Source organism: Pseudomonas sp. O39, from assembly GCF_045447295.1.
Classification (GTDB): domain Bacteria; phylum Pseudomonadota; class Gammaproteobacteria; order Pseudomonadales; family Pseudomonadaceae; genus Aquipseudomonas; species Aquipseudomonas antarctica_A.
Genome location: NZ_JBJGXV010000025.1, coordinates 79,150 through 104,071, shown reverse-complemented (window position 1 = coordinate 104,071; position 24,922 = coordinate 79,150). Strand labels below are relative to the sequence as shown.

Annotated in this window: 27 protein-coding genes and 4 tRNA genes; all 31 read left to right on the top strand. The window is 54.6% G+C overall.

The window, feature by feature from the left end:
* The first annotated feature begins 105 nt into the window (after nt 1–105).
* The 31 genes from birA (at nt 106) to rplN (ending at nt 24,914) form a co-directional block, all read left to right on the top strand.
* A complete protein-coding gene (gene birA, locus ACI77D_RS24860; protein ID WP_221295750.1) occupies nt 106–1,065 on the top strand; it encodes a bifunctional biotin--[acetyl-CoA-carboxylase] ligase/biotin operon repressor BirA in 960 nt (319 codons plus the stop codon).
* Nucleotides 1,055–1,804, top strand: a complete 750-nt coding sequence (locus ACI77D_RS24855) for a pantothenate kinase (protein ID WP_064454360.1) — start codon at nt 1,055–1,057, stop codon at nt 1,802–1,804. Before birA ends, ACI77D_RS24855 begins: the two co-directional genes overlap by 11 nt.
* A gap of 7 nt (nt 1,805–1,811) precedes the next feature.
* Nucleotides 1,812–2,258, top strand: coding sequence for a hypothetical protein (locus ACI77D_RS24850; protein WP_064454359.1), 447 nt, complete (start codon nt 1,812–1,814; stop codon nt 2,256–2,258).
* 142 nt (nt 2,259–2,400) lie between these two features.
* Nucleotides 2,401–2,485, top strand: a tRNA-Tyr gene (locus tag ACI77D_RS24845).
* A gap of 24 nt (nt 2,486–2,509) precedes the next feature.
* A tRNA-Gly gene (locus tag ACI77D_RS24840) sits at nt 2,510–2,583 on the top strand.
* Between the two features lie 26 nt (nt 2,584–2,609).
* Nucleotides 2,610–2,685: transfer RNA gene (locus tag ACI77D_RS24835), tRNA-Thr, on the top strand.
* A gap of 161 nt (nt 2,686–2,846) precedes the next feature.
* Nucleotides 2,847–2,922, top strand: a tRNA-Trp gene (locus tag ACI77D_RS24830).
* Between the two features lie 45 nt (nt 2,923–2,967).
* Complete coding sequence (gene secE, locus ACI77D_RS24825; protein ID WP_003194658.1) at nt 2,968–3,336, top strand: preprotein translocase subunit SecE; 369 nt, start codon at nt 2,968–2,970, stop codon at nt 3,334–3,336.
* 9 nt (nt 3,337–3,345) lie between these two features.
* Nucleotides 3,346–3,879 (top strand): transcription termination/antitermination protein NusG, encoded by a 534-nt coding sequence (gene nusG / locus ACI77D_RS24820; protein ID WP_003176436.1) that lies wholly within the window; start codon nt 3,346–3,348, stop codon nt 3,877–3,879.
* A 117-nt stretch (nt 3,880–3,996) separates the two neighbouring features.
* A complete protein-coding gene (gene rplK / locus ACI77D_RS24815; RefSeq protein ID WP_003210097.1) occupies nt 3,997–4,428 on the top strand; it encodes a 50S ribosomal protein L11 in 432 nt (143 codons plus the stop codon).
* Entirely contained in the window at nt 4,428–5,123 is a 696-nt protein-coding gene (gene rplA / locus ACI77D_RS24810) for a 50S ribosomal protein L1 (RefSeq protein ID WP_003232403.1), read from the top strand. The genes rplK and rplA overlap by 1 nt, the downstream gene beginning before the upstream one ends.
* Before the next feature lie 199 nt (nt 5,124–5,322).
* On the top strand, nt 5,323–5,823 hold the full coding sequence (gene rplJ / locus ACI77D_RS24805; RefSeq protein WP_056861893.1) for a 50S ribosomal protein L10: 501 nt from the start codon (nt 5,323–5,325) through the stop codon (nt 5,821–5,823).
* Between the two features lie 78 nt (nt 5,824–5,901).
* On the top strand, nt 5,902–6,267 hold the full coding sequence (rplL, locus tag ACI77D_RS24800; RefSeq protein WP_064454358.1) for a 50S ribosomal protein L7/L12: 366 nt from the start codon (nt 5,902–5,904) through the stop codon (nt 6,265–6,267).
* Nucleotides 6,268–6,487: 220 nt separating this feature from the next.
* Nucleotides 6,488–10,561: a DNA-directed RNA polymerase subunit beta gene (gene rpoB / locus ACI77D_RS24795; protein WP_064454357.1), complete on the top strand. Its 4,074-nt coding sequence runs from the start codon at nt 6,488–6,490 to the stop codon at nt 10,559–10,561.
* A gap of 64 nt (nt 10,562–10,625) precedes the next feature.
* A complete protein-coding gene (gene rpoC, locus ACI77D_RS24790; protein WP_064454356.1) occupies nt 10,626–14,825 on the top strand; it encodes a DNA-directed RNA polymerase subunit beta' in 4,200 nt (1,399 codons plus the stop codon).
* 216 nt (nt 14,826–15,041) lie between these two features.
* Nucleotides 15,042–15,413 carry a 30S ribosomal protein S12 gene (gene rpsL, locus ACI77D_RS24785; protein ID WP_002555494.1) on the top strand — a complete coding sequence of 124 codons (372 nt, stop codon included), beginning with the start codon at nt 15,042–15,044 and terminating at the stop codon, nt 15,411–15,413.
* A gap of 118 nt (nt 15,414–15,531) precedes the next feature.
* Nucleotides 15,532–16,002, top strand: coding sequence for a 30S ribosomal protein S7 (gene rpsG / locus ACI77D_RS24780; RefSeq protein ID WP_002555493.1), 471 nt, complete (start codon nt 15,532–15,534; stop codon nt 16,000–16,002).
* Between the two features lie 30 nt (nt 16,003–16,032).
* A complete protein-coding gene (gene fusA / locus ACI77D_RS24775) occupies nt 16,033–18,138 on the top strand; it encodes an elongation factor G (protein ID WP_015886136.1) in 2,106 nt (701 codons plus the stop codon).
* A gap of 30 nt (nt 18,139–18,168) precedes the next feature.
* A complete protein-coding gene (gene tuf, locus ACI77D_RS24770) occupies nt 18,169–19,362 on the top strand; it encodes an elongation factor Tu (protein WP_003176426.1) in 1,194 nt (397 codons plus the stop codon).
* Between the two features lie 159 nt (nt 19,363–19,521).
* Nucleotides 19,522–19,833, top strand: coding sequence for a 30S ribosomal protein S10 (rpsJ, locus tag ACI77D_RS24765; protein WP_003186070.1), 312 nt, complete (start codon nt 19,522–19,524; stop codon nt 19,831–19,833).
* A gap of 81 nt (nt 19,834–19,914) precedes the next feature.
* Complete coding sequence (gene rplC / locus ACI77D_RS24760) at nt 19,915–20,550, top strand: 50S ribosomal protein L3 (protein ID WP_007253310.1); 636 nt, start codon at nt 19,915–19,917, stop codon at nt 20,548–20,550.
* A 12-nt stretch (nt 20,551–20,562) separates the two neighbouring features.
* Entirely contained in the window at nt 20,563–21,165 is a 603-nt protein-coding gene (gene rplD / locus ACI77D_RS24755) for a 50S ribosomal protein L4 (RefSeq protein ID WP_003210082.1), read from the top strand.
* Nucleotides 21,162–21,461: a 50S ribosomal protein L23 gene (gene rplW, locus ACI77D_RS24750; protein ID WP_002555488.1), complete on the top strand. Its 300-nt coding sequence runs from the start codon at nt 21,162–21,164 to the stop codon at nt 21,459–21,461. Before rplD ends, rplW begins: the two co-directional genes overlap by 4 nt.
* 14 nt (nt 21,462–21,475) lie before the next feature.
* Nucleotides 21,476–22,300, top strand: coding sequence for a 50S ribosomal protein L2 (gene rplB / locus ACI77D_RS24745; protein WP_003210080.1), 825 nt, complete (start codon nt 21,476–21,478; stop codon nt 22,298–22,300).
* Nucleotides 22,301–22,316: 16 nt separating this feature from the next.
* Nucleotides 22,317–22,592 carry a 30S ribosomal protein S19 gene (gene rpsS / locus ACI77D_RS24740; RefSeq protein WP_002555486.1) on the top strand — a complete coding sequence of 92 codons (276 nt, stop codon included), beginning with the start codon at nt 22,317–22,319 and terminating at the stop codon, nt 22,590–22,592.
* A gap of 11 nt (nt 22,593–22,603) precedes the next feature.
* Complete coding sequence (gene rplV, locus ACI77D_RS24735; protein ID WP_003103908.1) at nt 22,604–22,936, top strand: 50S ribosomal protein L22; 333 nt, start codon at nt 22,604–22,606, stop codon at nt 22,934–22,936.
* A gap of 13 nt (nt 22,937–22,949) precedes the next feature.
* The gene (rpsC, locus tag ACI77D_RS24730) at nt 22,950–23,636 is read left to right on the top strand and encodes a 30S ribosomal protein S3 (RefSeq protein ID WP_003176422.1); all 687 of its coding nucleotides are present in this window, start codon (nt 22,950–22,952) and stop codon (nt 23,634–23,636) included.
* Between the two features lie 12 nt (nt 23,637–23,648).
* Nucleotides 23,649–24,062 carry a 50S ribosomal protein L16 gene (rplP, locus tag ACI77D_RS24725; protein WP_003232424.1) on the top strand — a complete coding sequence of 138 codons (414 nt, stop codon included), beginning with the start codon at nt 23,649–23,651 and terminating at the stop codon, nt 24,060–24,062.
* Nucleotides 24,062–24,253: a 50S ribosomal protein L29 gene (rpmC, locus tag ACI77D_RS24720; RefSeq protein ID WP_002555481.1), complete on the top strand. Its 192-nt coding sequence runs from the start codon at nt 24,062–24,064 to the stop codon at nt 24,251–24,253. The genes rplP and rpmC overlap by 1 nt, the downstream gene beginning before the upstream one ends.
* A 2-nt stretch (nt 24,254–24,255) precedes the next feature.
* Complete coding sequence (gene rpsQ / locus ACI77D_RS24715) at nt 24,256–24,522, top strand: 30S ribosomal protein S17 (protein WP_003176419.1); 267 nt, start codon at nt 24,256–24,258, stop codon at nt 24,520–24,522.
* A 23-nt stretch (nt 24,523–24,545) separates the two neighbouring features.
* Nucleotides 24,546–24,914, top strand: coding sequence for a 50S ribosomal protein L14 (rplN, locus tag ACI77D_RS24710; RefSeq protein WP_002555479.1), 369 nt, complete (start codon nt 24,546–24,548; stop codon nt 24,912–24,914).
* The last annotated feature ends 8 nt before the right edge of the window (nt 24,915–24,922 follow it).

The following is a 24,922-nucleotide window of genomic DNA, read 5'->3' as shown; positions in this document are numbered from 1 at the left end:
GCAAAGGGGCTTATTGCAGCCGCCTACAGTGCTAAACCCCGTCCTTTCTATGCAATGGCCTTATGCATGGCTATCATGCGTGCCTCATTGTGAGGCGATACTTGCATGCTGACGTTGTTAGAACTTCTGAAAGATGGCCGATTCCACTCTGGAGAAGCGCTGGGTGCTGCCTTGGGCGTCAGTCGCAGTGCTGTTTGGAAGCAGCTCCAGCATCTTGAGTCTGAATTGAACCTGCCCATTCATAAAGTCCGTGGCAAGGGGTATCAGCTTGCGTCCCCGTTGGTTTTCTTGAGCGCTAAAGAAATTGAAGCGAATGCTGCTTCTTTGGTGTGGCCCGTTTACATCTCTGACTCCATTGACTCCACTAATGCCGAAGCCTTGCGGCTTGTCGACGCAGGCTGCATGGCGCCATTTCTGGTGCTTGCAGAGCAGCAAACTGCAGGAAGGGGTAGGCGAGGCCGTAAGTGGGTTAGCCCGTTTGCTCAGAATGTGTATTACAGCCTTGTCTTGCGCATTGACGGCGGGCTGCGGCAGTTAGAGGGGCTCAGTCTTGTTGTCGGCTTGGCGGTCATGCAGTGCCTCCGCGAGCTGGGTGTGAAAGGCGCGGCGTTGAAGTGGCCAAACGATGTCCTGGTGGGGCACAAAAAAATTGCCGGTATCTTGCTTGAATTGGTAGGAGATCCTGCAGACATCTGCCACGTTGTCCTTGGAATAGGTATCAACGTAAACATGCAAAAGGCTGCGGAGGTCGATCAGCAGTGGACTTCAGCACAGCTGGAAACAGGTTCTACTGTCGATCGCAATGACCTGGTTGCACGGCTGGGGCTGCAATTGCAAAGTTATCTGCAGCGACATAAAGCTTTCGGCTTTACTGCGCTCCAAGAAGAGTGGGAGCAAAATCATTTGTGGCAGGGACGGGCCGTATCCCTCATTGCGGGCGTTAACCAGATTGATGGGATTGTGCTAGGGATCGACCACCAAGGCGCGCTGCGCTTGAATGTCGATGGTGTCGAGAAAATATACAGCGGTGGTGAGTTAAGCCTGAGGTTGCGTGATGATTCTTGAGCTCGACTGTGGGAATAGCTTTATCAAATGGCGTGTACTCGATTCGCACATGGCTGGGGTATCTTCCGAAGGTATTGTCGGTTCGGATCTCGCATTGATTGAGAGTCTGGTAGCGATACCAGGGCTGTCTCTGACGCGTTGCCGTTTGGTGAGTGTTCGTGCTTCGCAGGAGACTGGGCAGTTGGTTGAGGCGTTGCAGGGGGCTTTTGGTGTTGTCGTCTCCTGTGCTGCTCCGGCGCGAGAAATGGCTGGCGTTCGTAATGGCTACGAAGAGTATGAGCGTCTTGGGCTTGATCGTTGGTTGGCAATGCTGGGGGGGTTCAAGTTAGCGTCAGGGGCCTGTCTGGTGCTCGACTTTGGTACTGCGGCGACTGCAGATTTCATTGCTGCTGACGGTGAGCACCTTGGCGGCTTTATATGTCCAGGGATGCCCCTCATGCGCAGTCAACTGCGAACCCACACTCGCAAGATTCGCTACGACGACGTTGCGGCCGAGCAAGCTGTGGAGCGCCTCTCGCCCGGTCGAACGACTGTGGAGGCGGTTGAGCGAGGTTGTACGCTAATGCTCAGGGGGTTTGTATTGACTCAGCTTGAGCTGGCTCAAAGCTATTGGGGCGATAATTTCACGGTTTTTCTAACGGGTGGGGATGCTGACCTGGTCTCGGATGCTGTGCCGCAGGCTCGCCATGTTCCGGATCTGGTTTTTGTTGGTCTGGCGATGGCGTGCCCTTTGTCCTGAGGTATTTATGCGTTGGCTGTTTTTGCTTTTGCTCGTTCTCAATGCCTTCTATTACATTTGGCATCAACAAGAAGCGCCGTTGCGCGCTAAGGACGTAACGCCCCTGAGTCTCTATAAGGGCTCTCAGCAGGATATTCGCCTGTTAAGTGAGTCTTCTGATCCAATGGTTCGGCGTGATCGAGTAAAGGCCCCAGACGCACAAAATACCTGCTTATACATAGGTGGTTTTACTGATCAGAGGCAGGCGCAGTCGATGGAGCAGCGCCTTACAAGCCTGGATATAAAGGTCAAGGTGCAATTGCTCAATACTGCTGAGGCATCCGGCTACTGGCTCCGTGTAGCCCCGGAAAGCAGGCGCCTGGCTGACGATCTGCCGTTTGAAAACCTTGCTAAGGAATTCAATGAGTTAAAACATAAAATAATGTTGTGCGAAGGCGTTGCAACTGTCGAATAGTTTGCATAGAATGGCGCCCGCTTCGCAGTGAAGACCTTTACGGTCTACAGCGTGAAGCGAAGGTCAACGCAGCTAACCTCATATTTTTAATGAGAAAATGCTTGACAGAAGGCCGGCGTGATGTAGAATGCCGGCTCGCTTAGGAGGGGTTCCCGAGCGGCCAAAGGGATCAGACTGTAAATCTGACGTCTACGACTTCGAAGGTTCGAATCCTTCCCCCTCCACCATTTTTAGCGTGAGCTGCAAGCTCCGCGGGTATAGTTTAGTGGTAGAACCTCAGCCTTCCAAGCTGATGATGCGGGTTCGATTCCCGCTACCCGCTCCAAGTTTGCAGGTTGTGCACGGTGTTTTGCTCTTGTAGCTCAGTTGGTAGAGCACACCCTTGGTAAGGGTGAGGTCAGCGGTTCAAATCCGCTCAAGAGCTCCATATAACAAGGCAGATATGAAAATATCTGCCTTTGTTTTAACAGCTGCCTCGGCTTGATAGTGTTGTATCTGGCTTTATCGTCAGGTGATTTCAAGTCTGTTGGGGTTGGTTGTTGTAATGTCTTTTTCAGGCCTGCATAATGGTCGGCCTGATTTTGTTTTAGGTCAGTAGCTCAATTGGCAGAGCGACGGTCTCCAAAACCGTAGGTTGGGGGTTCGATTCCCTCCTGACCTGCCAGATTCACGTGGTGTATCTGGCTTTCTTTTCACAGGATCTTCATAGATGACTCCTAAGGCTGAAGCTCAAAGCTCTCGTTTCGATCTCGTCAAGTGGCTCGCTGTAGTCGCGTTGGTGGTCGTAGGCGTTGTTGGCAATCAGTATTATTCTGCTTCGCCGATCCTGTACCGTGTGCTCGCTTTGCTGGCCCTTGCTGCTGTAGCTGCCTTTGTAGGCCTGCAGACTGCCAAAGGCAAGTCTTTCGCGGTCCTGGTAAAGGAAGCTCGCACCGAAATCCGTAAAGTCGTTTGGCCGACTCGCCAAGAAACCACGCAGACCACGTTGATCGTTGTGGCTGTTGTTCTGGTTATGGCGTTGCTGTTGTGGGGGCTTGATTCCCTGCTCGGCTGGCTTGTTTCCTTGATTGTTGGCTAAGGGTGTCCCGTGGCTAAGCGTTGGTACGTTGTGCATGCTTACTCGGGTTACGAGAAGCATGTTATGCGCTCTTTGCTAGAGCGCGTAAAGCTGGCAGGCATGGAAGATGGCTTCGGCGAAATTCTGGTTCCCACTGAAGAAGTGGTTGAAATGCGGAATGGTCAGAAGCGCAAAAGCGAACGCAAGTTCTTCCCTGGCTACGTGCTGGTTCAGATGGACATGAATGAAGGTACTTGGCACTTAGTCAAGGACACTCCTCGTGTCATGGGCTTCATTGGCGGTACTGCCGATAAGCCTGCTCCTATCACTGACAAAGAGGCGGAAGCGATTCTGCGTCGTGTTGCTGATGGTAGCGACAAGCCTAAGCCGAAGACGTTGTTCGAGCCGGGTGAGGTTGTTCGTGTCACAGATGGTCCGTTTGCTGATTTCAACGGCACCGTCGAAGAAGTTAACTACGAAAAGAGCCGGATCCAAGTGGCAGTGCTCATTTTCGGTCGCTCTACTCCGGTAGAGTTGGAGTTCAGCCAGGTCGAGAAGGTCTAGCTGAGCAAGCATCCCAACCCCGCAGCCTTAGGCTGTGGGGTTTTGTCGTCACTGGGATAAACGCGCAAGTAACCGGGGAGCCTTTCGAGGCGTTTGAACCCGTAATTGGAGTGCCTCATGGCCAAGAAGATTACCGCTTACATCAAGCTGCAAGTGAAGGCCGCTCAGGCCAACCCTAGTCCACCTGTCGGCCCGGCTCTGGGTCAGCACGGCGTGAACATCATGGAATTCTGCAAGGCCTTCAACGCCCGTACTCAGGGTATTGAGCCAGGTCTGCCGACTCCAGTGATCATCACTGTATACAGCGACCGTAGCTTCACTTTCGAAACCAAGTCGACCCCGGCTTCGGTTTTGTTGAAGAAGGCTGCAGGTCTGACTAGCGGTTCCGCTCGTCCTAACACCGTTAAGGTTGGCACCGTAACTCGTGCTCAGCTGGAAGAAATCGCGAAAACCAAAAACGCGGATCTGACTGCAGCTGATATGGATGCAGCCGTGCGTACCATCGCCGGTTCTGCTCGTAGCATGGGCCTTAACGTGGAGGGTGTGTAATGGCTAAGCTGACCAAGCGCCAAAAGGCTATCGCCGGCAAAATCGAAGCAGGCAAGGCCTACAACTTTGTAGACGCTGCTGCCCTGCTGACTGAGCTGTCGACTGTCAAGTTCAGCGAGTCCGTTGACGTTGCTGTAAACCTGGGTGTTGACCCACGTAAATCCGACCAGGTCGTTCGTAGCGCTACTGTGCTGCCACACGGTACTGGCAAGACTGTACGTGTTGCTGTCTTCACCCAAGGCCCAGCAGCTGAAGCTGCTCTGGCCGCCGGCGCCGATCGCGTTGGTATGGACGACCTGGCTGCCGAAATGAAAGGCGGCGACCTGAACTACGACGTAGTTATTGCTTCCCCGGATGCAATGCGCGTTGTAGGTCAGCTGGGCCAGATCCTCGGTCCACGTGGTCTGATGCCTAACCCTAAAGTCGGCACCGTAACGCCAGACGTAGCTACCGCGGTTAAAAACGCCAAGGCTGGTCAGGTTCGTTATCGCACCGACAAAAACGGCATCATTCACACCTCCGTTGGCAAAGTCGGCTTCGACGCCGTCAAGCTGAAGGAAAACGTTGAAGCCCTGATCGCTGATCTTAAGCGTATCAAGCCAGCTTCCTCGAAAGGTATCTACGTTAAGCGCGTTACCCTGAGCACCACTATGGGCCCAGGTCTGGTCATCGACCAAGGCTCGCTGGACGTATAAGACACAAGTTGTCGCGAGAGATCGCGGCAACTGAAAAAATTGGGGTCCCTGCCTGGCGGGGGCTATCCAAGACCGTAGGCGGCGCAAGCCTTAAACCTCAAGCCTACGCAGATGGTGCTCCCGGTTCCTTACCGAATCAGACACCAAAACGACATCCGGCTTCGGCCAGATGAAACGGTAACAAGCAGGAGTTAAACCCGTGGCAATTAATCTCGAAGACAAGAAGGCCATCGTCGCTGAAGTCAACGAGGCTGCCAAAGCTGCTCTGTCCGCTGTCGTGGCTGATGCCCGTGGTGTGACAGTAAGCGCTATGACCGGACTCCGTAAAGAGGCTCGTGAAGCTGGCGTATACGTACGTGTTGTACGTAATACCCTGCTCAAGCGCGCTGTTGCTGACACTGAATACAGTGTCCTCAACGACGTGTTCACTGGCCCGACTCTGATCGCGTTCTCCAAAGATCATCCGGGTGCTGCTGCCCGTTTGTTCAAGGAATTCGCCAAGAGTCAGGATAAGTTCGAGATCAAGGCAGCTGCGTTCGAGGGCAAGTTCCTCGCAGCTAACCAAATCGACGTACTGGCAACACTGCCGACCCGTAACGAAGCTATTTCTCAGCTGATGAGCGTGATTCAAGGCGCTACCAGCAAGTTGGCTCGTACTCTGGCCGCAGTTCGCGAGCAAAAAGAAGCTGCCGCAGCCTAAGGCTGAGCGACTTCTTTCGCGTATTTTTGTTTATTTCGATGGCCGCGTAGGCCGTCCCCCAATTCAGGAAATACAGCAATGTCTATCTCCCAAGACGATATCCTCAACGCCGTAGCTGAAATGTCGGTTCTGCAGGTTGTTGAGCTGATCAAAGCTTTCGAAGAAAAATTCGGCGTTTCCGCTGCAGCTGCTTCTGCTGGCCCAGCTGCTGCCGCAGTTGTTGCTGAAGAGCAAACCGAATTCAACGTCATGCTGCTGGAAGCTGGCGAGAAGAAAGTAAACGTGATCAAGGCAGTACGTGAACTGACCGGTCTGGGCCTGAAAGAAGCCAAGGCTGTAGTTGACGGCGCTCCTGCCCAGGTTCTGGAAGCAGTGTCGAAAGACGCCGCTGACAAAGCCAAAGCAGTGCTGGAAGAAGCAGGCGCTAAAGTCGAGCTGAAGTAAGCATCGACCTTGCGTCTCCAGCCCAAGCGTTAAGCTGAAGGCTGATGGCTGGTGGCTCTTGCCACCGGCCTTTTTCCGTTCTTGGCTGTCGACTCGGTCGCCGCCATTAACGCGCTGTAGCCACCCGATGCGGTGGTGCAAACCATGGGGTTTGCGAGATTTTCTGGCTGCTCCCGTCGGGAGGGGCCAAACAAGCAGGTGACCAAGCTGGGGAACGCTGATGGCTTACTCATATACTGAGAAAAAACGTATCCGCAAGGACTTTAGCAAGTTGCCGGACGTCATGGATGTCCCGTACCTTCTGGCTATCCAGCTGGATTCGTATCGTGAATTCTTGCAAGCGGGAGCGACTAAAGATCAGTTCCGCGACGTGGGCCTGCATGCGGCCTTCAAATCCGTTTTCCCGATCATCAGCTACTCCGGCAATGCTGCGCTGGAGTACGTGGGTTATCGCCTGGGCGAACCGGCATTTGATGTCAAAGAATGCGTGTTGCGCGGTGTTACGTACGCCGTACCTTTGCGGGTAAAAGTCCGTCTGATCATTTTCGACAAAGAATCGTCGAACAAAGCGATCAAGGACATCAAAGAGCAAGAAGTCTATATGGGCGAAATCCCATTGATGACTGAAAACGGTACCTTCGTTATCAACGGTACCGAGCGCGTTATCGTTTCCCAGCTGCACCGTTCCCCGGGCGTGTTCTTCGACCACGACCGCGGCAAGACGCACAGCTCCGGTAAGCTCCTGTACTCCGCGCGGATCATTCCGTACCGCGGCTCGTGGTTGGACTTCGAGTTCGACCCGAAAGACTGCGTGTTCGTGCGTATCGACCGTCGTCGTAAGCTGCCGGCCTCGGTACTGCTGCGCGCGCTCGGCTATACCACTGAGCAAGTGCTGGATGCTTTCTACACCACCAACGTATTCAGTCTGAAGGATGAAACCCTCAGCCTGGAACTGATTGCTTCGCGTCTGCGTGGTGAAATTGCCGTCCTGGATATCCAGGATGAAAATGGCAAGGTCATCGTTGAAGCTGGCCGCCGTATTACCGCGCGCCACATCAACCAGATCGAAAAAGCCGGTATCAAGTCGCTGGACGTGCCTCTGGACTACGTCCTGGGTCGCACCACTGCCAAGGTCATCGTTCACCCAGCTACAGGCGAAATCCTGGCTGAGTGCAACACCGAGCTGAACACCGAAATCCTGGCAAAAATCGCCAAGGCTCAGGTTGTTCGCATCGAGACCCTGTACACCAACGACATCGACTGCGGTCCGTTCATCTCCGACACACTGAAGATCGACTCCACCAGCAACCAATTGGAAGCGCTGGTCGAGATCTATCGCATGATGCGTCCTGGTGAGCCACCAACCAAAGACGCTGCCGAGACCCTGTTCAACAACCTGTTCTTCAGCCCTGAGCGCTATGACCTGTCTGCGGTCGGCCGGATGAAGTTCAACCGTCGTATCGGTCGTACCGAGATCGAAGGTTCGGGCGTGCTGTGCAAGGAAGATATCGTCGCGGTACTGAAGACCCTGGTCGACATCCGTAACGGTAAAGGCATCGTCGATGACATCGACCACTTGGGTAACCGTCGTGTTCGCTGCGTAGGCGAAATGGCCGAGAACCAGTTCCGCGTTGGCCTGGTGCGTGTTGAGCGTGCGGTCAAAGAGCGTCTGTCGATGGCTGAAAGCGAAGGTCTGATGCCGCAAGACTTGATCAACGCCAAGCCAGTGGCTGCCGCGGTGAAAGAGTTCTTCGGTTCCAGCCAGCTCTCGCAGTTCATGGACCAGAACAACCCGCTCTCCGAGATCACCCACAAGCGCCGTGTTTCCGCACTGGGCCCGGGCGGTCTGACGCGTGAGCGCGCAGGCTTTGAAGTTCGTGACGTACACCCGACTCACTACGGTCGTGTATGCCCGATTGAAACGCCGGAAGGTCCGAACATCGGCCTGATCAACTCCCTGGCCGCTTATGCGCGCACCAACCAGTACGGCTTCCTTGAGAGCCCGTACCGTGTGGTGAAAGACGCTTTGGTCACCGACGAGATCGTGTTCCTGTCCGCCATCGAAGAAGCTGATCACGTGATCGCTCAGGCTTCGGCCACGATGAACGACAAGAAAATGCTGATCGACGAGCTGGTAGCTGTTCGTCACTTGAACGAGTTCACCGTCAAGGCGCCGGAAGACGTCACCTTGATGGACGTATCGCCGAAGCAGGTAGTTTCGGTTGCAGCGTCGCTGATCCCGTTCCTGGAACACGATGACGCCAACCGTGCGTTGATGGGTTCCAACATGCAGCGTCAAGCTGTACCCACCCTGCGCGCTGACAAGCCGCTGGTAGGTACTGGCATGGAGCGTAACGTAGCCCGTGACTCCGGCGTTTGCGTCGTGGCTCGTCGTGGCGGCGTGATCGACTCTGTTGATGCCAGCCGTATCGTGGTTCGTGTTGCCGATGACGAAGTTGAAACTGGCGAAGCCGGTGTCGACATCTACAACCTGACCAAATACACCCGCTCGAACCAGAACACCTGCATCAACCAGCGTCCGCTGGTGAGCAAGGGTGATCGCGTTCAGCGTAGCGACATCATGGCAGACGGTCCTTCCACCGATATGGGTGAGCTGGCACTGGGTCAGAACATGCGCATCGCGTTCATGGCCTGGAACGGTTACAACTTCGAAGACTCCATCTGTCTCTCTGAGCGTGTGGTTCAGGAAGATCGTTTCACCACGATCCACATTCAGGAACTGACCTGTGTGGCGCGTGACACCAAGCTTGGGCCAGAGGAAATCACTGCAGACATCCCGAACGTGGGTGAAGCTGCACTGAACAAGCTGGACGAAGCCGGTATCGTTTACGTAGGTGCTGAAGTTGGCGCAGGCGACATCCTGGTGGGTAAGGTCACTCCGAAAGGCGAGACCCAACTGACTCCGGAAGAGAAGCTGTTGCGTGCCATCTTCGGTGAAAAAGCCAGCGACGTTAAAGACACTTCCCTGCGCGTACCTACCGGTACCAAGGGTACTGTCATCGACGTACAGGTCTTCACCCGTGACGGCGTTGAGCGTGATGCTCGTGCACTGTCCATCGAGAAGACTCAACTCGACGAGATCCGCAAGGACCTGAACGAAGAGTTCCGTATCGTTGAAGGCGCGACCTTCGAACGTCTGCGTTCCGCTCTGGTAGGCCACAAGGCTGAAGGCGGCGCAGGTCTGAAGAAAGGTCAGGACATCACCGACGAGATCCTCGACGGTCTTGAGCACGGCCAGTGGTTCAAACTGCGCATGGCTGAAGATGCTCTGAACGAGCAGCTCGAGAAGGCCCAGGCCTACATCGTTGATCGTCGCCGTCTGCTGGACGACAAGTTCGAAGACAAGAAGCGCAAACTGCAGCAGGGCGATGACCTGGCTCCAGGCGTGCTGAAAATCGTCAAGGTTTACCTGGCAATCCGTCGTCGCATCCAGCCGGGCGACAAGATGGCCGGTCGTCACGGTAACAAAGGTGTGGTCTCCGTGATCATGCCGGTTGAAGACATGCCGCACGATGCCAATGGCACCCCGGTCGACGTCGTCCTCAACCCGTTGGGCGTACCTTCGCGTATGAACGTTGGTCAGATCCTTGAAACCCACCTGGGCCTCGCGGCCAAAGGTCTGGGCGAGAAGATCAACCGTATGATCGAAGAGCAGCGCAAGGTTGCTGACCTGCGCAAGTTCCTGCACGAGATCTACAACGAGATCGGCGGTCGCAACGAAGAGCTGGACACCTTCACTGACCAGGAAATCCTGGATCTGGCGAAGAACCTGCGCGGCGGCGTTCCAATGGCTACCCCGGTGTTCGACGGTGCCAAGGAAAGCGAAATCAAGGCCATGCTGAAACTGGCAGACCTGCCAGAAAGCGGCCAGATGCAGCTGTTCGACGGCCGTACCGGCAACAAGTTTGAGCGCCCGGTTACTGTTGGCTACATGTACATGCTGAAGCTGAACCACTTGGTAGACGACAAGATGCACGCTCGTTCTACCGGTTCGTACAGCCTGGTTACCCAGCAGCCGCTGGGTGGTAAGGCTCAGTTCGGTGGTCAGCGTTTCGGGGAGATGGAGGTCTGGGCACTGGAAGCATACGGTGCTGCTTACACTCTGCAAGAAATGCTCACAGTGAAGTCGGACGATGTGAACGGTCGGACCAAGATGTACAAAAACATCGTGGACGGCGATCACCGTATGGAGCCGGGCATGCCCGAGTCCTTCAACGTGTTGATCAAAGAAATTCGTTCCCTCGGCATCGATATCGATCTGGAAACCGAATAACACGTGACGCGAATCGAGAGCGGGGCTGTTTAGCCCGCTCTCTGCTCCGCCAGGAGGAAAGGCCTTGAAAGACCTACTGAATTTGCTGAAAAACCAGGGTCAAGTCGAAGAGTTCGACGCCATCCGTATTGGATTGGCATCGCCTGAGATGATCCGTTCGTGGTCGTTCGGTGAAGTTAAAAAGCCGGAAACCATCAACTACCGTACGTTCAAACCTGAGCGTGACGGCCTGTTCTGCGCCAAGATCTTTGGCCCGGTAAAGGATTACGAGTGCCTGTGCGGTAAGTACAAGCGCTTGAAGCACCGTGGTGTGATCTGCGAGAAGTGCGGCGTTGAAGTTGCGCTGGCTAAAGTTCGTCGTGAGCGCATGGCGCACATCGAACTGGCTTCGCCGGTTGCCCACATCTGGTTCCTGAAATCGCTGCCGTCCCGTATCGGCTTGCTGATGGACATGACCCTGCGTGATATCGAACGCGTTCTCTACTTCGAGAGCTATGTCGTTATCGATCCAGGCATGACCACCCTTGAAAAAGGTCAGCTGCTGAACGACGAGCAGTACTTCGAAGCGCTGGAAGAGTTCGGCGACGATTTTGATGCCCGCATGGGTGCCGAAGCTGTCCGCGAACTGCTGCACGCTATCGACCTGGAACACGAGATTGGCCGTCTGCGTGAAGAAATTCCGCAAACCAACTCCGAAACCAAGATCAAGAAGCTGTCCAAGCGTCTGAAGTTGATGGAGGCCTTCCAAGGTTCCGGCAACTTGCCAGAGTGGATGGTGCTGACCGTTCTGCCGGTTCTGCCGCCAGACTTGCGTCCGCTGGTACCGTTGGATGGCGGTCGCTTCGCGACTTCCGACCTCAACGACCTGTACCGTCGCGTGATCAACCGTAACAACCGCTTGAAGCGTCTGCTCGATCTGTCCGCACCGGACATCATCGTGCGCAACGAAAAGCGTATGTTGCAAGAAGCTGTCGATGCCCTGCTCGACAACGGTCGTCGTGGCCGCGCTATCACCGGTTCCAACAAGCGTCCTCTGAAATCCTTGGCTGACATGATCAAGGGTAAGCAAGGTCGTTTCCGTCAGAACTTGCTCGGTAAGCGTGTTGACTACTCCGGTCGTTCGGTAATTACCGTAGGCCCGACCTTGCGTCTGCACCAGTGCGGTCTGCCTAAGAAGATGGCTCTTGAGCTGTTCAAGCCGTTCATCTTCGGTAAGCTGGAAATGCGCGGTCTCGCGACTACCATCAAAGCGGCCAAGAAAATGGTCGAGCGCGAACTGCCAGAGGTTTGGGACGTTCTCGCTGAAGTAATTCGCGAACACCCGGTTCTCCTCAACCGTGCACCGACCCTTCACCGTCTGGGTATCCAGGCGTTTGAACCGGTACTGATCGAAGGTAAGGCTATCCAGCTGCACCCTCTGGTCTGTGCTGCGTACAACGCCGACTTCGACGGCGACCAAATGGCCGTGCACGTACCGCTGACACTGGAAGCCCAGTTGGAAGCGCGCGCGTTGATGATGTCGACCAACAACATTCTGTCGCCAGCCAACGGTGAGCCAATCATCGTTCCGTCGCAGGACGTTGTATTGGGTCTGTACTACATGACGCGTGAAGCGATCAACGCCAAGGGCGAAGGTCGTGTGTTCGCTGACCTGCAAGAAGTTGACCGTGTGTTCCGTGCCGGCGAAGCCGCACTGCATGCCAAGGTCAAAGTGCGGATCAACGAAACCGTCAACGACCGTGATGGCGGCAGCGTGAGCGGCACTCGTATTGTCGACACTACTGTCGGCCGTGCGCTGCTGTATCAGGTTGTGCCAAAAGGTCTGTCGTACGACGTCGTCAACTTGCCGATGAAGAAAAAGGCGATCTCCAAGCTGATCAACCAGTGCTACCGCGTGGTTGGTTTGAAAGAGACTGTGATCTTCGCTGACCAGTTGATGTACACCGGCTTTGCATACTCGACCATTTCCGGCGTTTCCATCGGTGTTAACGACTTCGTTATCCCGGATGAAAAAGCCCAGATCATCAATGCTGCTACTGATGAAGTGAAAGAAATCGAAAGCCAGTACGCCTCCGGCCTGGTAACCCAGGGCGAGAAGTACAACAAAGTGATCGACCTTTGGTCCAAGGCCAACGACGAAGTGTCGAAGGCGATGATGGCTAACCTCTCGAAAGAGAAGGTTATCGACCGTCATGGCGTAGAAGTCGATCAAGAGTCGTTCAACTCGATGTACATGATGGCCGACTCGGGCGCACGGGGTTCTGCTGCGCAGATCCGTCAGCTCGCCGGTATGCGTGGCCTGATGGCCAAGCCGGACGGTTCCATCATTGAAACGCCGATTACTGCGAACTTCCGTGAAGGTTTGAGCGTACTTCAGTACTTCATCTCCACTCACGGTGCTCGTAAGGGTCTTGCGGATACCGCGTTGAAAACTGCTAACTCCGGTTACCTGACTCGTCGTCTGGTAGACGTGGCGCAAGACTTGGTTGTGACTGAAGTCGACTGCGGCACCGAACACGGTCTGCTGATGACTCCGCACATCGAAGGCGGCGACGTTGTAGAGCCGTTGGGTGAACGCGTACTGGGTCGAGTAATCGCCCGTGACGTATTCAAGCCAGGTACCGAAGAAATTATCGTTCCTGCCGGCACTCTGGTAGACGAGAAGTGGGTCGAGTTCATTGAACTCAACAGCATCGACGAAGTGATTGTTCGCTCGCCGATCAGCTGCGAAACCCGCTACGGCATTTGCGCCAAGTGCTACGGCCGTGACTTGGCTCGTGGTCACCAGGTGAACATCGGTGAAGCGGTCGGCGTTATTGCTGCCCAGTCCATCGGTGAGCCGGGTACCCAGCTGACCATGCGTACGTTCCACATTGGTGGTGCGGCAAGCCGGACCTCCGCAGCTGACAGTGTTCAGGTGAAGAATGGCGGTACCGTCCGTCTGCACAACTTGAAGCACGTTGAGCGAGTGGATGGTTGCCTGGTTGCTGTGTCCCGTTCCGGTGAGCTGGCAATCGCTGATGACTACGGTCGTGAACGCGAGCGTTACAAGCTGCCGTACGGTGCCGTGATTTCGGTTAAAGAAGGTGACAAGGTCGACGCTGGCGCAATCGTGGCCAAGTGGGATCCGCACACTCACCCAATCGTTACCGAAATGAAAGGTACCGTGACCTACGTGGGCATGGAAGAAGGCATCACGATCAAGCGTCAGACTGACGAATTGACCGGTATGACCAACATTGAAGTACTCGACGCGAAAGATCGTCCAGCTGCCGGTAAAGACATCCGTCCTGCCGTGAAGATGGTCGATGACAACGGCAAGGACTTGTTGCTGCCAGGCACTGACGTAATCGCTCAGTACTTCCTGCCAGCCAACGCCCTGGTCGGTGTAGCGGATGGTGCGAAGATCGCGATCGGTGATGTTATCGCTCGTATCCCGCAAGAAACTTCGAAGACCCGTGACATCACCGGTGGTCTGCCGCGTGTTGCCGACTTGTTCGAAGCTCGTCGTCCGAAAGAAGCGTCGATTCTGGCTGAAGTCAGCGGTACCATCGCGTTCGGTAAAGAGACCAAAGGCAAGCGCCGTCTGGTCATTACCCCGAACGACGGTAGCGATCCGTATGAAGAGCTGATTCCGAAGTGGCGTCACCTGAACGTCTTCGAAGGCGAACAGGTAAACCGCGGCGAAGTTATCTCCGACGGTCCGAGCGATCCACACGACATCCTGCGTCTGCTGGGTGTGAGTGCGCTGGCCAAGTACATCGTTAACGAGATCCAGGACGTTTACCGTCTGCAAGGCGTTAAGATCAACGATAAGCACATCGAGACCATCCTGCGTCAGATGCTGCGTAAAGTTGAAATTGCTGAATCCGGCGATTCCAGTTTCATCAAGGGCGACCAGATGGAACTGACTCACGTACTGGTAGAAAACGAACGTCTGGGCGCGGATGACAAATTTGTCTCCAAGTTCACTCGTGTGTTGCTGGGTATCACCAAGGCGTCGTTGTCCACTGAGTCGTTCATCTCGGCGGCCTCCTTCCAGGAGACCACTCGCGTACTGACCGAAGCAGCGGTAACCGGCAAGCGCGATTACCTGCGCGGCCTGAAAGAAAACGTGGTTGTGGGTCGTCTGATCCCGGCGGGTACCGGTTTGGCTTACCACAGCGAGCGCAAGCGCCGCCGTGATGCTGACAAGCCGCTGCGCGTAAGCGCCAGTGAAGTGGAAGCTGCACTGACCGAAGCGCTGAACTCAAGCGGTAACTGAGTTCTGCGATAAATAAGTCTGGGCCCTGGCAGCCCCATTCGTCGGATCGAGGCAGGTTTGCTCCGGTTCGACGAGAGGGGAGGTCGGGGCCTTGCCTTGACTGGGGACAAGATCCTCTTTAGACTCTTGTACCCCTAAATTTGGCGGGAATTCGTTCCTGCCATTTTGCTTTTCTTGCAAGACAATAGCGTCGCAAGACAACAGTGGAGCTAGTAGATGGCAACTATCAACCAGCTGGTACGTCAGCCGCGTAAGCGTATCGTCGAGAAATCCGACGTGCCTGCGCTGCAGAACTGCCCGCAACGTCGTGGCGTATGCACTCGCGTGTATACCACTACGCCGAAAAAACCTAACTCGGCACTGCGTAAAGTATGCCGTGTGCGTCTGACCAACGGTTTCGAGGTTTCCTCGTACATCGGCGGTGAAGGCCACAACCTGCAAGAGCACAGCGTGGTACTGATCCGCGGCGGTCGTGTAAAAGACTTGCCAGGTGTTCGTTACCACACCGTACGCGGCTCCTTGGATACTTCCGGCGTTAAAGGTCGTAACCAGGGTCGTTCGAAGTACGGTACCAAGAAGCCTAAGTAGTAGCGGCTTTTTGTAAAACTGAATCATCTTATTTTCTGAGTCGATAAGAGTAAGGTCGGAGGCGTCCCGCAAGGGCACCGATTCCGAGCGAACCTGAAGACCGTTTGAGGGCTTATCCATGCCAAGAAGACGCGTAGCAGCCAAGCGCGAAGTGCTTGACGATCCAAAATACGGAAGCCAAATTCTGGCCAAGTTCATGAACCACGTGATGGAAAGCGGCAAGAAAGCCGTTGCCGAGCGTATCGTTTATGGCGCGCTGGAAAAGGTTAAAGAACGCAAGAACAGCGACCCCCTGGAAATCTTCGAGAAAGCTCTCGACGCCATCGCTCCGCTGGTCGAAGTGAAGTCGCGCCGTGTAGGCGGTGCTACTTACCAGGTTCCGGTTGAAGTTCGTCCGTCCCGTCGTAACGCCCTGGCAATGCGCTGGTTGGTAGACTTCGCCCGTAAGCGCGGCGAGAAGTCTATGGCTCTGCGTTTGGCTGGCGAACTGTTGGACGCTGCTGAAGGTAAAGGTGCTGCTGTTAAGAAGCGTGAAGACGTGCACCGTATGGCTGAAGCTAACAAAGCTTTCTCGCACTACCGCTTCTAATCTTAGCTTCACTAATTTTGCGAGGGCTTTATGGCTCGTACTACTCCGATTAGCCGCTACCGTAACATCGGTATCGTTGCTCACGTGGATGCTGGTAAAACCACCACCACCGAGCGCGTACTGTTTTACACCGGCAAAAGTCACAAGATGGGCGAGGTGCATGACGGCGCCGCGACCACAGACTGGATGGTTCAGGAGCAGGAGCGTGGTATTACCATTACTTCTGCTGCTATTACCGCCTTCTGGAAAGGTTCCGAGAAGCAGTACAAGGATGAGCACCGCTTCAACGTAATCGATACCCCGGGCCACGTAGACTTCACTATTGAAGTTGAACGTTCCCTGCGCGTACTCGACGGCGCTGTCGTTGTGTTCTGCGGTACCTCGGGTGTTGAGCCTCAGTCGGAAACCGTATGGCGTCAAGCCAACAAATACGGCGTTCCACGTCTTGTTTATGTAAACAAGATGGACCGTGCCGGTGCTAACTTCCTGCGCGTGATCGGTCAGATCAAGCAGCGCCTGGGTCACACCCCGGTGCCAATCCAGTTGGCTATCGGTTCCGAAGACAACTTCCAGGGCCAGATCGATCTGCTGACCATGGAAGCTGTTTACTGGAACGATGCTGACAAGGGTATGGTTCCTGTTCGCAAGCCTATCCCTGCTGAATTGCAGGAACTGGCTGACGAATGGCGCAACAACATGGTTGAAGCTGCGGCCGAAGCCAACGAAGAGCTGATGAACAAGTACCTCGAAGGTGAAGAACTCACCAACGTGGAAATCAAGGCCGCTCTGCGTCAGCGTACTATCGCTGGTGAGATCGTCTTGGCTGTTTGCGGTTCCTCGTTCAAGAACAAGGGCGTTCCCCTGGTTCTCGATGCTGTGATCGACTACCTGCCAGCACCAGTGGATATTCCTGCCATCAAGGGTACTGACCCGGATGACGAGACTATCGAGCTGGAGCGTCATGCAGACGACGCAGAACCGTTCTCCGCTCTGGCATTTAAAATTGCCACTGACCCATTCGTGGGTACCTTGACCTTCGTCCGCGTTTACTCGGGCGTGTTGAACTCCGGCGACGGCGTGATCAACTCGGTTAAAGGCAAAAAAGAGCGCGTGGGTCGTATGGTGCAAATGCACGCAAACGCCCGTGAAGAGATCAAGGAAGTACGCGCTGGTGACATCGCGGCCTTGATCGGCATGAAGGACGTCACCACTGGTGAGACTTTGTGCAACGCTGACAAGCCAATCATCCTGGTTCGCATGGACTTCCCGGAGCCGGTTATTTCGGTTGCCGTAGAGCCTAAGACCAAGGATGACCAGGAAAAAATGGGTATCGCTCTGGGCAAGCTTGCTCAGGAAGATCCATCTTTCCGCGTCAAAACTGATGAAGAGACTGGTCAAACGATCATCTCCGGCATGGGCGAGTTGCACCTGGACATCCTGGTTGACCGGATGCGCCGTGAGTTCAACGTCGAAGCCAACATCGGTAAGCCTCAGGTTTCCTATCGTGAGCGCATCACGAAGAACTGTGAAATCGAAGGCAAGTTCGTTCGTCAGTCCGGCGGTCGTGGTCAGTTCGGTCACTGCTGGATCCGTTTTGCTCCTGCTGACGAAGGTCAGGAAGGTCTGCAATTCGTGAACGAAGTAGTAGGTGGTGTGGTTCCTAAGGAATACATCCCTGCTATCCAGAAGGGTATCGAAGAGCAGATGAAGAACGGTGTTGTTGCCGGCTATCCGCTGATCGGCCTGAAAGCAACCGTTTTTGACGGTTCTTACCACGACGTCGACTCCAACGAGATGGCGTTTAAGGTGGCTGCTTCCATGGCAACCAAGCAACTGGCCCAGAAGGGCGGTGGTGAGTTGCTTGAGCCAATCATGGCGGTAGAAGTTGTTACACCTGAAGACTATATGGGTGATGTCATGGGCGACCTTAACCGTCGTCGCGGCATGATCTTGGGCATGGAAGACACGGTTTCCGGCAAAGTGATTCGCGCCGAGGTTCCGTTGGGTGAGATGTTCGGTTATGCGACCGACGTTCGCTCCATGTCTCAGGGTCGCGCAAGCTACTCTATGGAATTCAAAAAATACAACACAGCTCCGGCGCACATCGCTGAAACTGTATCCAAAAAACAAGGCTGATTCAGTCCTTTAGGCAAGGAGTTAATTGTCGTGGCTAAAGAAAAATTTGATCGTTCCCTACCGCACGTCAACGTTGGCACCATCGGTCACGTTGACCACGGTAAAACCACTCTGACTGCTGCTCTGACTCGCGTTTGCTCCGAAGTATTCGGTTCGGCAATCGTTGATTTCGATAAAATCGACAGCGCGCCAGAAGAAAAAGCTCGTGGTATCACCATCAACACCGCGCACGTTGAATACAACTCGCTGATCCGTCACTACGCTCACGTTGACTGCCCAGGTCACGCTGACTATGTGAAGAACATGATCACCGGTGCTGCCCAGATGGACGGCGCGATTCTGGTTTGTTCGGCCGCTGATGGTCCGATGCCACAGACCCGTGAGCACATCCTGCTGTCCCGTCAGGTTGGCGTTCCGTACATCGTGGTTTACCTGAACAAGGCTGACCTGGTAGACGACGCTGAGCTGCTGGAACTGGTTGAGATGGAAGTGCGCGATCTGCTGAGCACTTACGACTTCCCAGGTGACGACACTCCGATCATCATCGGTTCTGCTCGTATGGCTCTGGAAGGCAAAGACGATAACGAAATGGGCACCACGTCCGTTCGTAAACTGGTTGAAACTCTGGACAGCTACATCCCAGATCCAGTTCGTGTTATCGACAAGCCGTTCCTGATGCCAATCGAAGACGTATTCTCGATCTCCGGTCGTGGTACTGTTGTGACTGGTCGTATCGAGCGCGGTATCGTTAAGGTTCAAGATCCACTGGAAATCGTTGGTCTGCGTGACACTACTGTCACCACCTGCACCGGTGTTGAAATGTTCCGTAAGCTGCTCGACGAAGGTCGTGCTGGCGAGAACTGCGGCGTTCTGCTGCGTGGTACCAAGCGTGACGACGTTGAGCGTGGCCAGGTTCTGGTTAAGCCAGGTTCGGTTAAGCCGCACACCAAGTTCGAAGCTGAAGTGTACGTTCTGAGCAAAGAAGAAGGCGGTCGTCACACTCCGTTCTTCAAAGGCTACCGTCCACAGTTCTACTTCCGTACTACTGACGTGACTGGTAACTGCGAGCTGCCGGAAGGCGTTGAAATGGTTATGCCAGGCGACAACATCAAAATGGTTGTTACCCTGATCAAAACCATCGCAATGGAAGACGGTCTGCGTTTCGCTATCCGCGAAGGCGGCCGTACCGTTGGTGCTGGCGTTGTAGCTAAAATCATCGAGTAATTATCTCTTTTGAGATTGCCTTGATGTTTTGAAAAGGCCCCCGCTCAGCGGGGGCCTTTTTTATTGGGTTGACACCTATCTGGGCCGTCTATAGAATTGCGCCTCCTTTTAACGGGCGTATTGCGCTCGCTGGGAATAGCAGCCGGAGTCTGAAATCCAATGCAAAATCAGCAAATCCGTATCAGGTTGAAGGCTTTTGACCATCGCCTGATCGACCAATCCACCCAGGAAATCGTGGAAACCGCGAAACGTACTGGTGCACAAGTGCGTGGTCCAATTCCACTGCCTACCCGTAAAGAGCGGTTCACCGTTCTGGTCTCCCCGCACGTCAACAAAGACGCGCGTGACCAGTACGAGATCCGTACTCATAAGCGCGTACTGGACATCGTCCAGCCAACGGATAAAACCGTTGATGCACTTATGAAGCTTGATCTGGCGGCCGGTGTGGAAGTACAGATCAGCCTCGGCTAAGACTTGGGTCTTAGTCGTGTAACGCTCTGAAATGGGCGGCCATAGCGGGTGAAAGCCCCGTACACTCATGAGGTTTACAACATGACTATTGGTGTAGTCGGTCGTAAATGCGGTATGACCCGTATTTTCACCGAAGAAGGTGTCTCCATTCCGGTTACGGTCATTGAGATCGAACCGAATCGCGTCACCCAGTTCAAAACTGAAGAGACCGATGGCTATCGTGCAGTGCAAGTCACTGTCGGCGAGCGTCGTGCTTCGCGCGTGACTGCTGCTCAAGCAGGTCACTTCGCTAAAGCAAACGTTGCAGCTGGTCGCACTGTTATGGAGTTCCGTCTTGAAGAGGGTGACTACCAGGCTGGCGATCTGATCAACGCTGAAATCTTCGCTGCTGGTCAACTGGTTGATGTAACCGGTCAGTCCAAAGGTAAGGGCTTCCAGGGTACGATCAAGCGTTGGAATTTCCGTGGTCAAGACAACACTCACGGTAACTCCGTTTCCCACCGCGTCCCGGGCTCTATTGGCCAGTGCCAGACTCCTGGTCGTGTATTCAAGGGCAAAAAAATGTCCGGTCATATGGGCGCTGAGCGCGTGACCGTGCAGTCCCTCGAAGTAGTGCGCGTCGACGCTGAACGCAATCTGTTGTTGGTCAAGGGTGCTGTTCCTGGCGCTACTGGCGGCAACCTGGTTGTACGTCCAGCGGCCAAGGCTCGCGGTTAAGGGGAAGCTGACATGCAATTAAATGTAAATGACGCTCAGGCGATCGAAGTTTCCGAACTGACGTTTGGCGGCGAGTTCAACGAGACGCTGGTTCACCAAGCAGTCGTGGCCTACATGGCCGGCGGCCGTCAAGGTAGCAAGCAGCAAAAGACCCGTTCCGACGTTCGTGGTGGCGGTAAGCGCCCTTGGCGTCAGAAAGGTACTGGCCGCGCTCGTGCCGGTACTATCCGTAGCCCAATCTGGCGTGGCGGTGGTACCACTTTCGCAGCTCGTCCACAGGATCACACTCAGAAGCTCAACAAGAAGATGTACCGCGCAGCATTGCGCTCCATCCTTGCTGAACTCGTGCGTACTGATCGTCTGGTCGTGGTTCAGGACTTCGCTGTTGAAGCACCGAAAACCAAAGATCTGCTGAACAAGCTGAACGGCATGGGCCTGACTGACGTCTTGATCGTGTCTGAAGCTGTTGATCAGAACCTGTACCTGGCTGCTCGCAACCTGCCACACGTTGATGTACGTGACGTGCAAGGTTCCGATCCAGTTAGTCTGATCGCATACGACAAGGTGTTGATCACCGTGTCGGCCGTGAAGAAATTCGAGGAGCTGCTGGGATGAACCAGGAACGCGTATTTAAAGTTCTGCTTGGCCCGCACGTTTCCGAAAAGGCTACGGTTCTGGCTGACAAGAAAGGCCAGTTCGTTTTCAAGGTTGCAACTGACGCAACCAAGCTGGAAATCAAGAAGGCCGTCGAAAGCCTGTTCAGCGTGAAAGTTGAGCGTGTTACTACCCTGAATGTTCTGGGTAAGAGCAAGCGCACTGCTCGCGGTCTGGGCAAGCGTAATGACTGGAAGAAGGCAGTTATCTCCCTTCAGCCAGGCCAAGATCTCGATTTCAGCAGCAGTGCTGAGTAAGGAAGGGGTGCATCATGGCAATCGTTAAATGCAAACCGACTTCCCCTGGCCGCCGTTTTGTGGTCAAGGTGGTCAACCAGGAGCTGCATAAAGGCGCTCCTCACGCACCGCTGCTCGAGAAGAAATCGAAGACTGGTGGTCGTAACAACAATGGTCGTATTACCACTCGTCACATTGGTGGTGGCCATAAACAGCATTATCGTCTGGTCGACTTCCGTCGCAACGACAAAGATGGCATCGCTGCCACTGTCGAGCGTATCGAATACGATCCAAACCGTACTGCTCACATCGCTCTACTGCTGTACGCAGATGGCGAGCGTCGCTACATCATCGCCCCTAAAGGCGTGAGTGCTGGTGACCAGCTGATCGCAGGTGCTCTGGCACCGATCAAGCCGGGCAACGCTCTGCAACTGCGTAACATTCCAGTTGGTAGCACCGTACACGGCATCGAATTGAAGCCAGGTAAAGGCGCGCAAATCGCTCGTTCCGCTGGTGCTTCGGCTCAGCTGATCGCTCGTGAAGGTGTCTACGTGACCCTGCGTCTGCGTTCTGGTGAGATGCGTAAAGTGCTGGCTGAATGCCGCGCGACCCTGGGTGAAGTCTCGAACTCCGAGCACAGCCTGCGTTCGCTGGGTAAAGCTGGTGCCAAACGCTGGCGTGGCGTTCGCCCAACCGTTCGTGGTGTTGCCATGAACCCGGTTGACCACCCACACGGTGGTGGTGAAGGTCGTACCTCTGGTGGTCGTCATCCGGTATCGCCATGGGGCTTCCCGACTAAGGGCGCGAAGACTCGTGGTAATAAGCGTACCGACAAAATGATCGTCCGTCGTCGCAAGTAAATAGAGGGATACGACAGTGCCACGTTCTCTGAAAAAAGGTCCTTTTATTGATCTTCACCTACTGAAGAAGATCGAAGTGGCGGCGGAAAAGAATGATCGCAAACCGGTGAAAACCTGGTCGCGTCGTTCGATGATCCTGCCACAAATGGTCGGTCTGACCATCGCAGTACACAACGGTCGTCAACACGTCCCAGTTCTCGTTAACGAAGACATGGTCGGCCACAAACTAGGCGAGTTTGCCGGTACCCGCACTTATCGTGGGCACGTGGCAGACAAGAAAGCCAAGCGTTAAGGGGTTAGGAAATGGAAGTAGCCGCTAAGTTGTCGGGCGCTCGAATCTCCGCCCAGAAAGCCCGCTTGGTCGCCGACCAGATCCGCGGGAAGAAGGTGGGCGAAGCGCTCAACCTGTTGGCTTTCAGCAGTAAGAAAGCCGCCGAGATCATGAAGAAAGTGCTGGAGTCGGCCGTAGCCAACGCCGAGCATAACGAAGGCGCAGACGTTGATGACCTGAAGGTCAGCACCGTTTTCGTCAACGAAGGGCGTTCGCTGAAGCGCATCATGCCACGTGCCAAAGGCCGTGCTGATCGCATCGTCAAGCGGTCTTGCCATATCACTGTCAAGGTTGCTGACAAGTAACGGAGTCGAAGAGATGGGTCAGAAAGTACATCCCATTGGCATTCGCCTGGGAATCGTCAAGGAGCACACCTCCGTCTGGTACGCAGACGGTCGGACTTATGCGGACTATTTGTTCGCTGATCTGAAGGTGCGTGAGTATCTCCAAGACAAACTAAAAAGCGCGTCCGTAAGCCGTATCGATATCCATCGTCCGGCGCAAACTGCACGTATCACCATCCACACCGCTCGTCCAGGTATCGTTATCGGGAAGAAAGGTGAAGATGTTGAGAAACTGCGTCAGGACCTGACCAAGCAAATGGGTGTGCCTGTGCACATCAATATCGAAGAGATCCGTAAGCCGGAGCTCGACGGTATGCTGGTTGCGCAGAGCGTAGCTCAGCAGCTGGAGCGTCGCGTAATGTTCCGTCGCGCTATGAAGCGCGCCGTACAGAACGCCATGCGCATTGGTGCCAAAGGCATCAAAATCCAAGTGAGCGGTCGTCTCGGCGGTGCTGAAATCGCACGTACTGAATGGTATCGCGAAGGTCGTGTGCCACTGCACACCCTGCGTGCCGACATCGACTATGCCAACTACGAAGCTCACACCACTTACGGTGTGATCGGTGTAAAGGTTTGGATCTTCAAAGGCGAAGTAATTGGTGGTCGCCAAGAAGAACTGAAACCACAAGCACCAGCGCCTCGTAAAAAAGCTGCTAAGTAAGGGGTACGCCAAATGTTGCAACCAAAGCGTACGAAGTTCCGCAAGCAGATGACAGGCCACAACCGTGGTCTGGCTCAGCGCGGTAGCAAAGTCAGCTTCGGCGAGTTCGCGCTGAAGTCTGTAGCTCGTGGTCGTCTCACCGCTCGTCAGATCGAGTCAGCGCGTCGTGCTCTGACCCGTCACGTTAAACGTGGCGGCAAGATCTGGATCCGTGTATTCCCGGACAAGCCGATTTCCAAAAAGCCCCTCGAAGTTCGGATGGGTAAAGGTAAGGGTAACGTGGAATACTGGGTAGCCCAGATTCAGCCAGGCAAAGTCCTGTATGAAATCGAGGGTGTAACTGAAGAGCTGGCGCGTGAGGCTTTTGCCCTGGCTGCTGCAAAGCTGCCGCTCGCCACCGCCTTTGTTAAACGGACGGTGATGTGATGAAAGCGAATGAACTTCGTGAAAAATCCGCACAGCAGCTGAACGAGCAACTGCTCGGCCTGCTGCGCGACCAGTTCAATCTGCGTATGCAGAAAGCAACTGGCCAGTTGGGGCAGTCTCATCTGCTCTCGCAAGTTAAGCGTGACATTGCTCGCGTGAAGACTGTGCTCAACCAGCAGGCAGGTAAGTGATCATGGCTGAAGCCGAAAAGACTGTCCGTACGCTGACTGGCCGTGTTGTCAGCGACAAGATGGACAAAACCATCACCGTTTTGATCGAGCGTCGCGTTAAGCACCCGATCTACGGTAAATATGTTAAGCGTTCGACTAAGCTGCACGCGCACGACGAAACCAATCAGTGCCACATCGGCGACAAAGTCACTATTCGTGAAACTCGTCCGCTGGCCAAGACCAAGTCTTGGGCACTGGTTGATGTTCTCGAACGCGCTGTGGAAGTCTAAGGACTAGGGGTCGGAGAAATTATATGATTCAGACTCAATCCATGCTCGATGTGGCCGATAACAGCGGCGCTCGCCGTGTTATGTGCATCAAGGTGCTGGGTGGCTCCCATCGTCGTTACGCTGGTATCGGTGACATCATCAAAGTTACCGTGAAGGAAGCAATTCCTCGCGGTAAAGTGAAAAAAGGCCAAGTGATGACTGCTGTTGTAGTCCGCACTCGTCACGGCGTACGCCGTGCAGATGGCTCCATTATCCGCTTTGATGGCAACGCTGCTGTTCTTCTGAACAACAAGCAAGAGCCGATCGGCACCCGTATCTTTGGGCCAGTGACCCGTGAACTTCGTACTGAGAAGTTCATGAAGATCGTCTCGCTCGCCCCAGAAGTGCTGTAAGGAGATCC

Bases quoted from the DNA above. Each gene is read 5' to 3' on its own strand.
- birA (WP_221295750.1), top strand. From the start codon at position 106: ATGCTGACGTTGTTAGAACTTCTGAAAGATGGCCGATTCCACTCTGGA.
- ACI77D_RS24855 (WP_064454360.1), top strand. From the start codon at position 1,055: ATGATTCTTGAGCTCGACTGTGGGAATAGCTTTATCAAATGGCGTGTA.
- ACI77D_RS24850 (WP_064454359.1), top strand. From the start codon at position 1,812: ATGCGTTGGCTGTTTTTGCTTTTGCTCGTTCTCAATGCCTTCTATTAC.
- secE (WP_003194658.1), top strand. From the start codon at position 2,968: ATGACTCCTAAGGCTGAAGCTCAAAGCTCTCGTTTCGATCTCGTCAAG.
- rplK (WP_003210097.1), top strand. From the start codon at position 3,997: ATGGCCAAGAAGATTACCGCTTACATCAAGCTGCAAGTGAAGGCCGCT.
- rplA (WP_003232403.1), top strand. From the start codon at position 4,428: ATGGCTAAGCTGACCAAGCGCCAAAAGGCTATCGCCGGCAAAATCGAA.
- rplL (WP_064454358.1), top strand. From the start codon at position 5,902: ATGTCTATCTCCCAAGACGATATCCTCAACGCCGTAGCTGAAATGTCG.
- rpoB (WP_064454357.1), top strand. From the start codon at position 6,488: ATGGCTTACTCATATACTGAGAAAAAACGTATCCGCAAGGACTTTAGC.
- rpsL (WP_002555494.1), top strand. From the start codon at position 15,042: ATGGCAACTATCAACCAGCTGGTACGTCAGCCGCGTAAGCGTATCGTC.
- rpsG (WP_002555493.1), top strand. From the start codon at position 15,532: ATGCCAAGAAGACGCGTAGCAGCCAAGCGCGAAGTGCTTGACGATCCA.
- fusA (WP_015886136.1), top strand. From the start codon at position 16,033: ATGGCTCGTACTACTCCGATTAGCCGCTACCGTAACATCGGTATCGTT.
- rpsJ (WP_003186070.1), top strand. From the start codon at position 19,522: ATGCAAAATCAGCAAATCCGTATCAGGTTGAAGGCTTTTGACCATCGC.
- rplC (WP_007253310.1), top strand. From the start codon at position 19,915: ATGACTATTGGTGTAGTCGGTCGTAAATGCGGTATGACCCGTATTTTC.
- rplD (WP_003210082.1), top strand. From the start codon at position 20,563: ATGCAATTAAATGTAAATGACGCTCAGGCGATCGAAGTTTCCGAACTG.
- rplW (WP_002555488.1), top strand. From the start codon at position 21,162: ATGAACCAGGAACGCGTATTTAAAGTTCTGCTTGGCCCGCACGTTTCC.
- rplB (WP_003210080.1), top strand. From the start codon at position 21,476: ATGGCAATCGTTAAATGCAAACCGACTTCCCCTGGCCGCCGTTTTGTG.
- rplV (WP_003103908.1), top strand. From the start codon at position 22,604: ATGGAAGTAGCCGCTAAGTTGTCGGGCGCTCGAATCTCCGCCCAGAAA.
- rpsC (WP_003176422.1), top strand. From the start codon at position 22,950: ATGGGTCAGAAAGTACATCCCATTGGCATTCGCCTGGGAATCGTCAAG.
- rplP (WP_003232424.1), top strand. From the start codon at position 23,649: ATGTTGCAACCAAAGCGTACGAAGTTCCGCAAGCAGATGACAGGCCAC.
- rpmC (WP_002555481.1), top strand. From the start codon at position 24,062: ATGAAAGCGAATGAACTTCGTGAAAAATCCGCACAGCAGCTGAACGAG.
- rpsQ (WP_003176419.1), top strand. From the start codon at position 24,256: ATGGCTGAAGCCGAAAAGACTGTCCGTACGCTGACTGGCCGTGTTGTC.
- rplN (WP_002555479.1), top strand. From the start codon at position 24,546: ATGATTCAGACTCAATCCATGCTCGATGTGGCCGATAACAGCGGCGCT.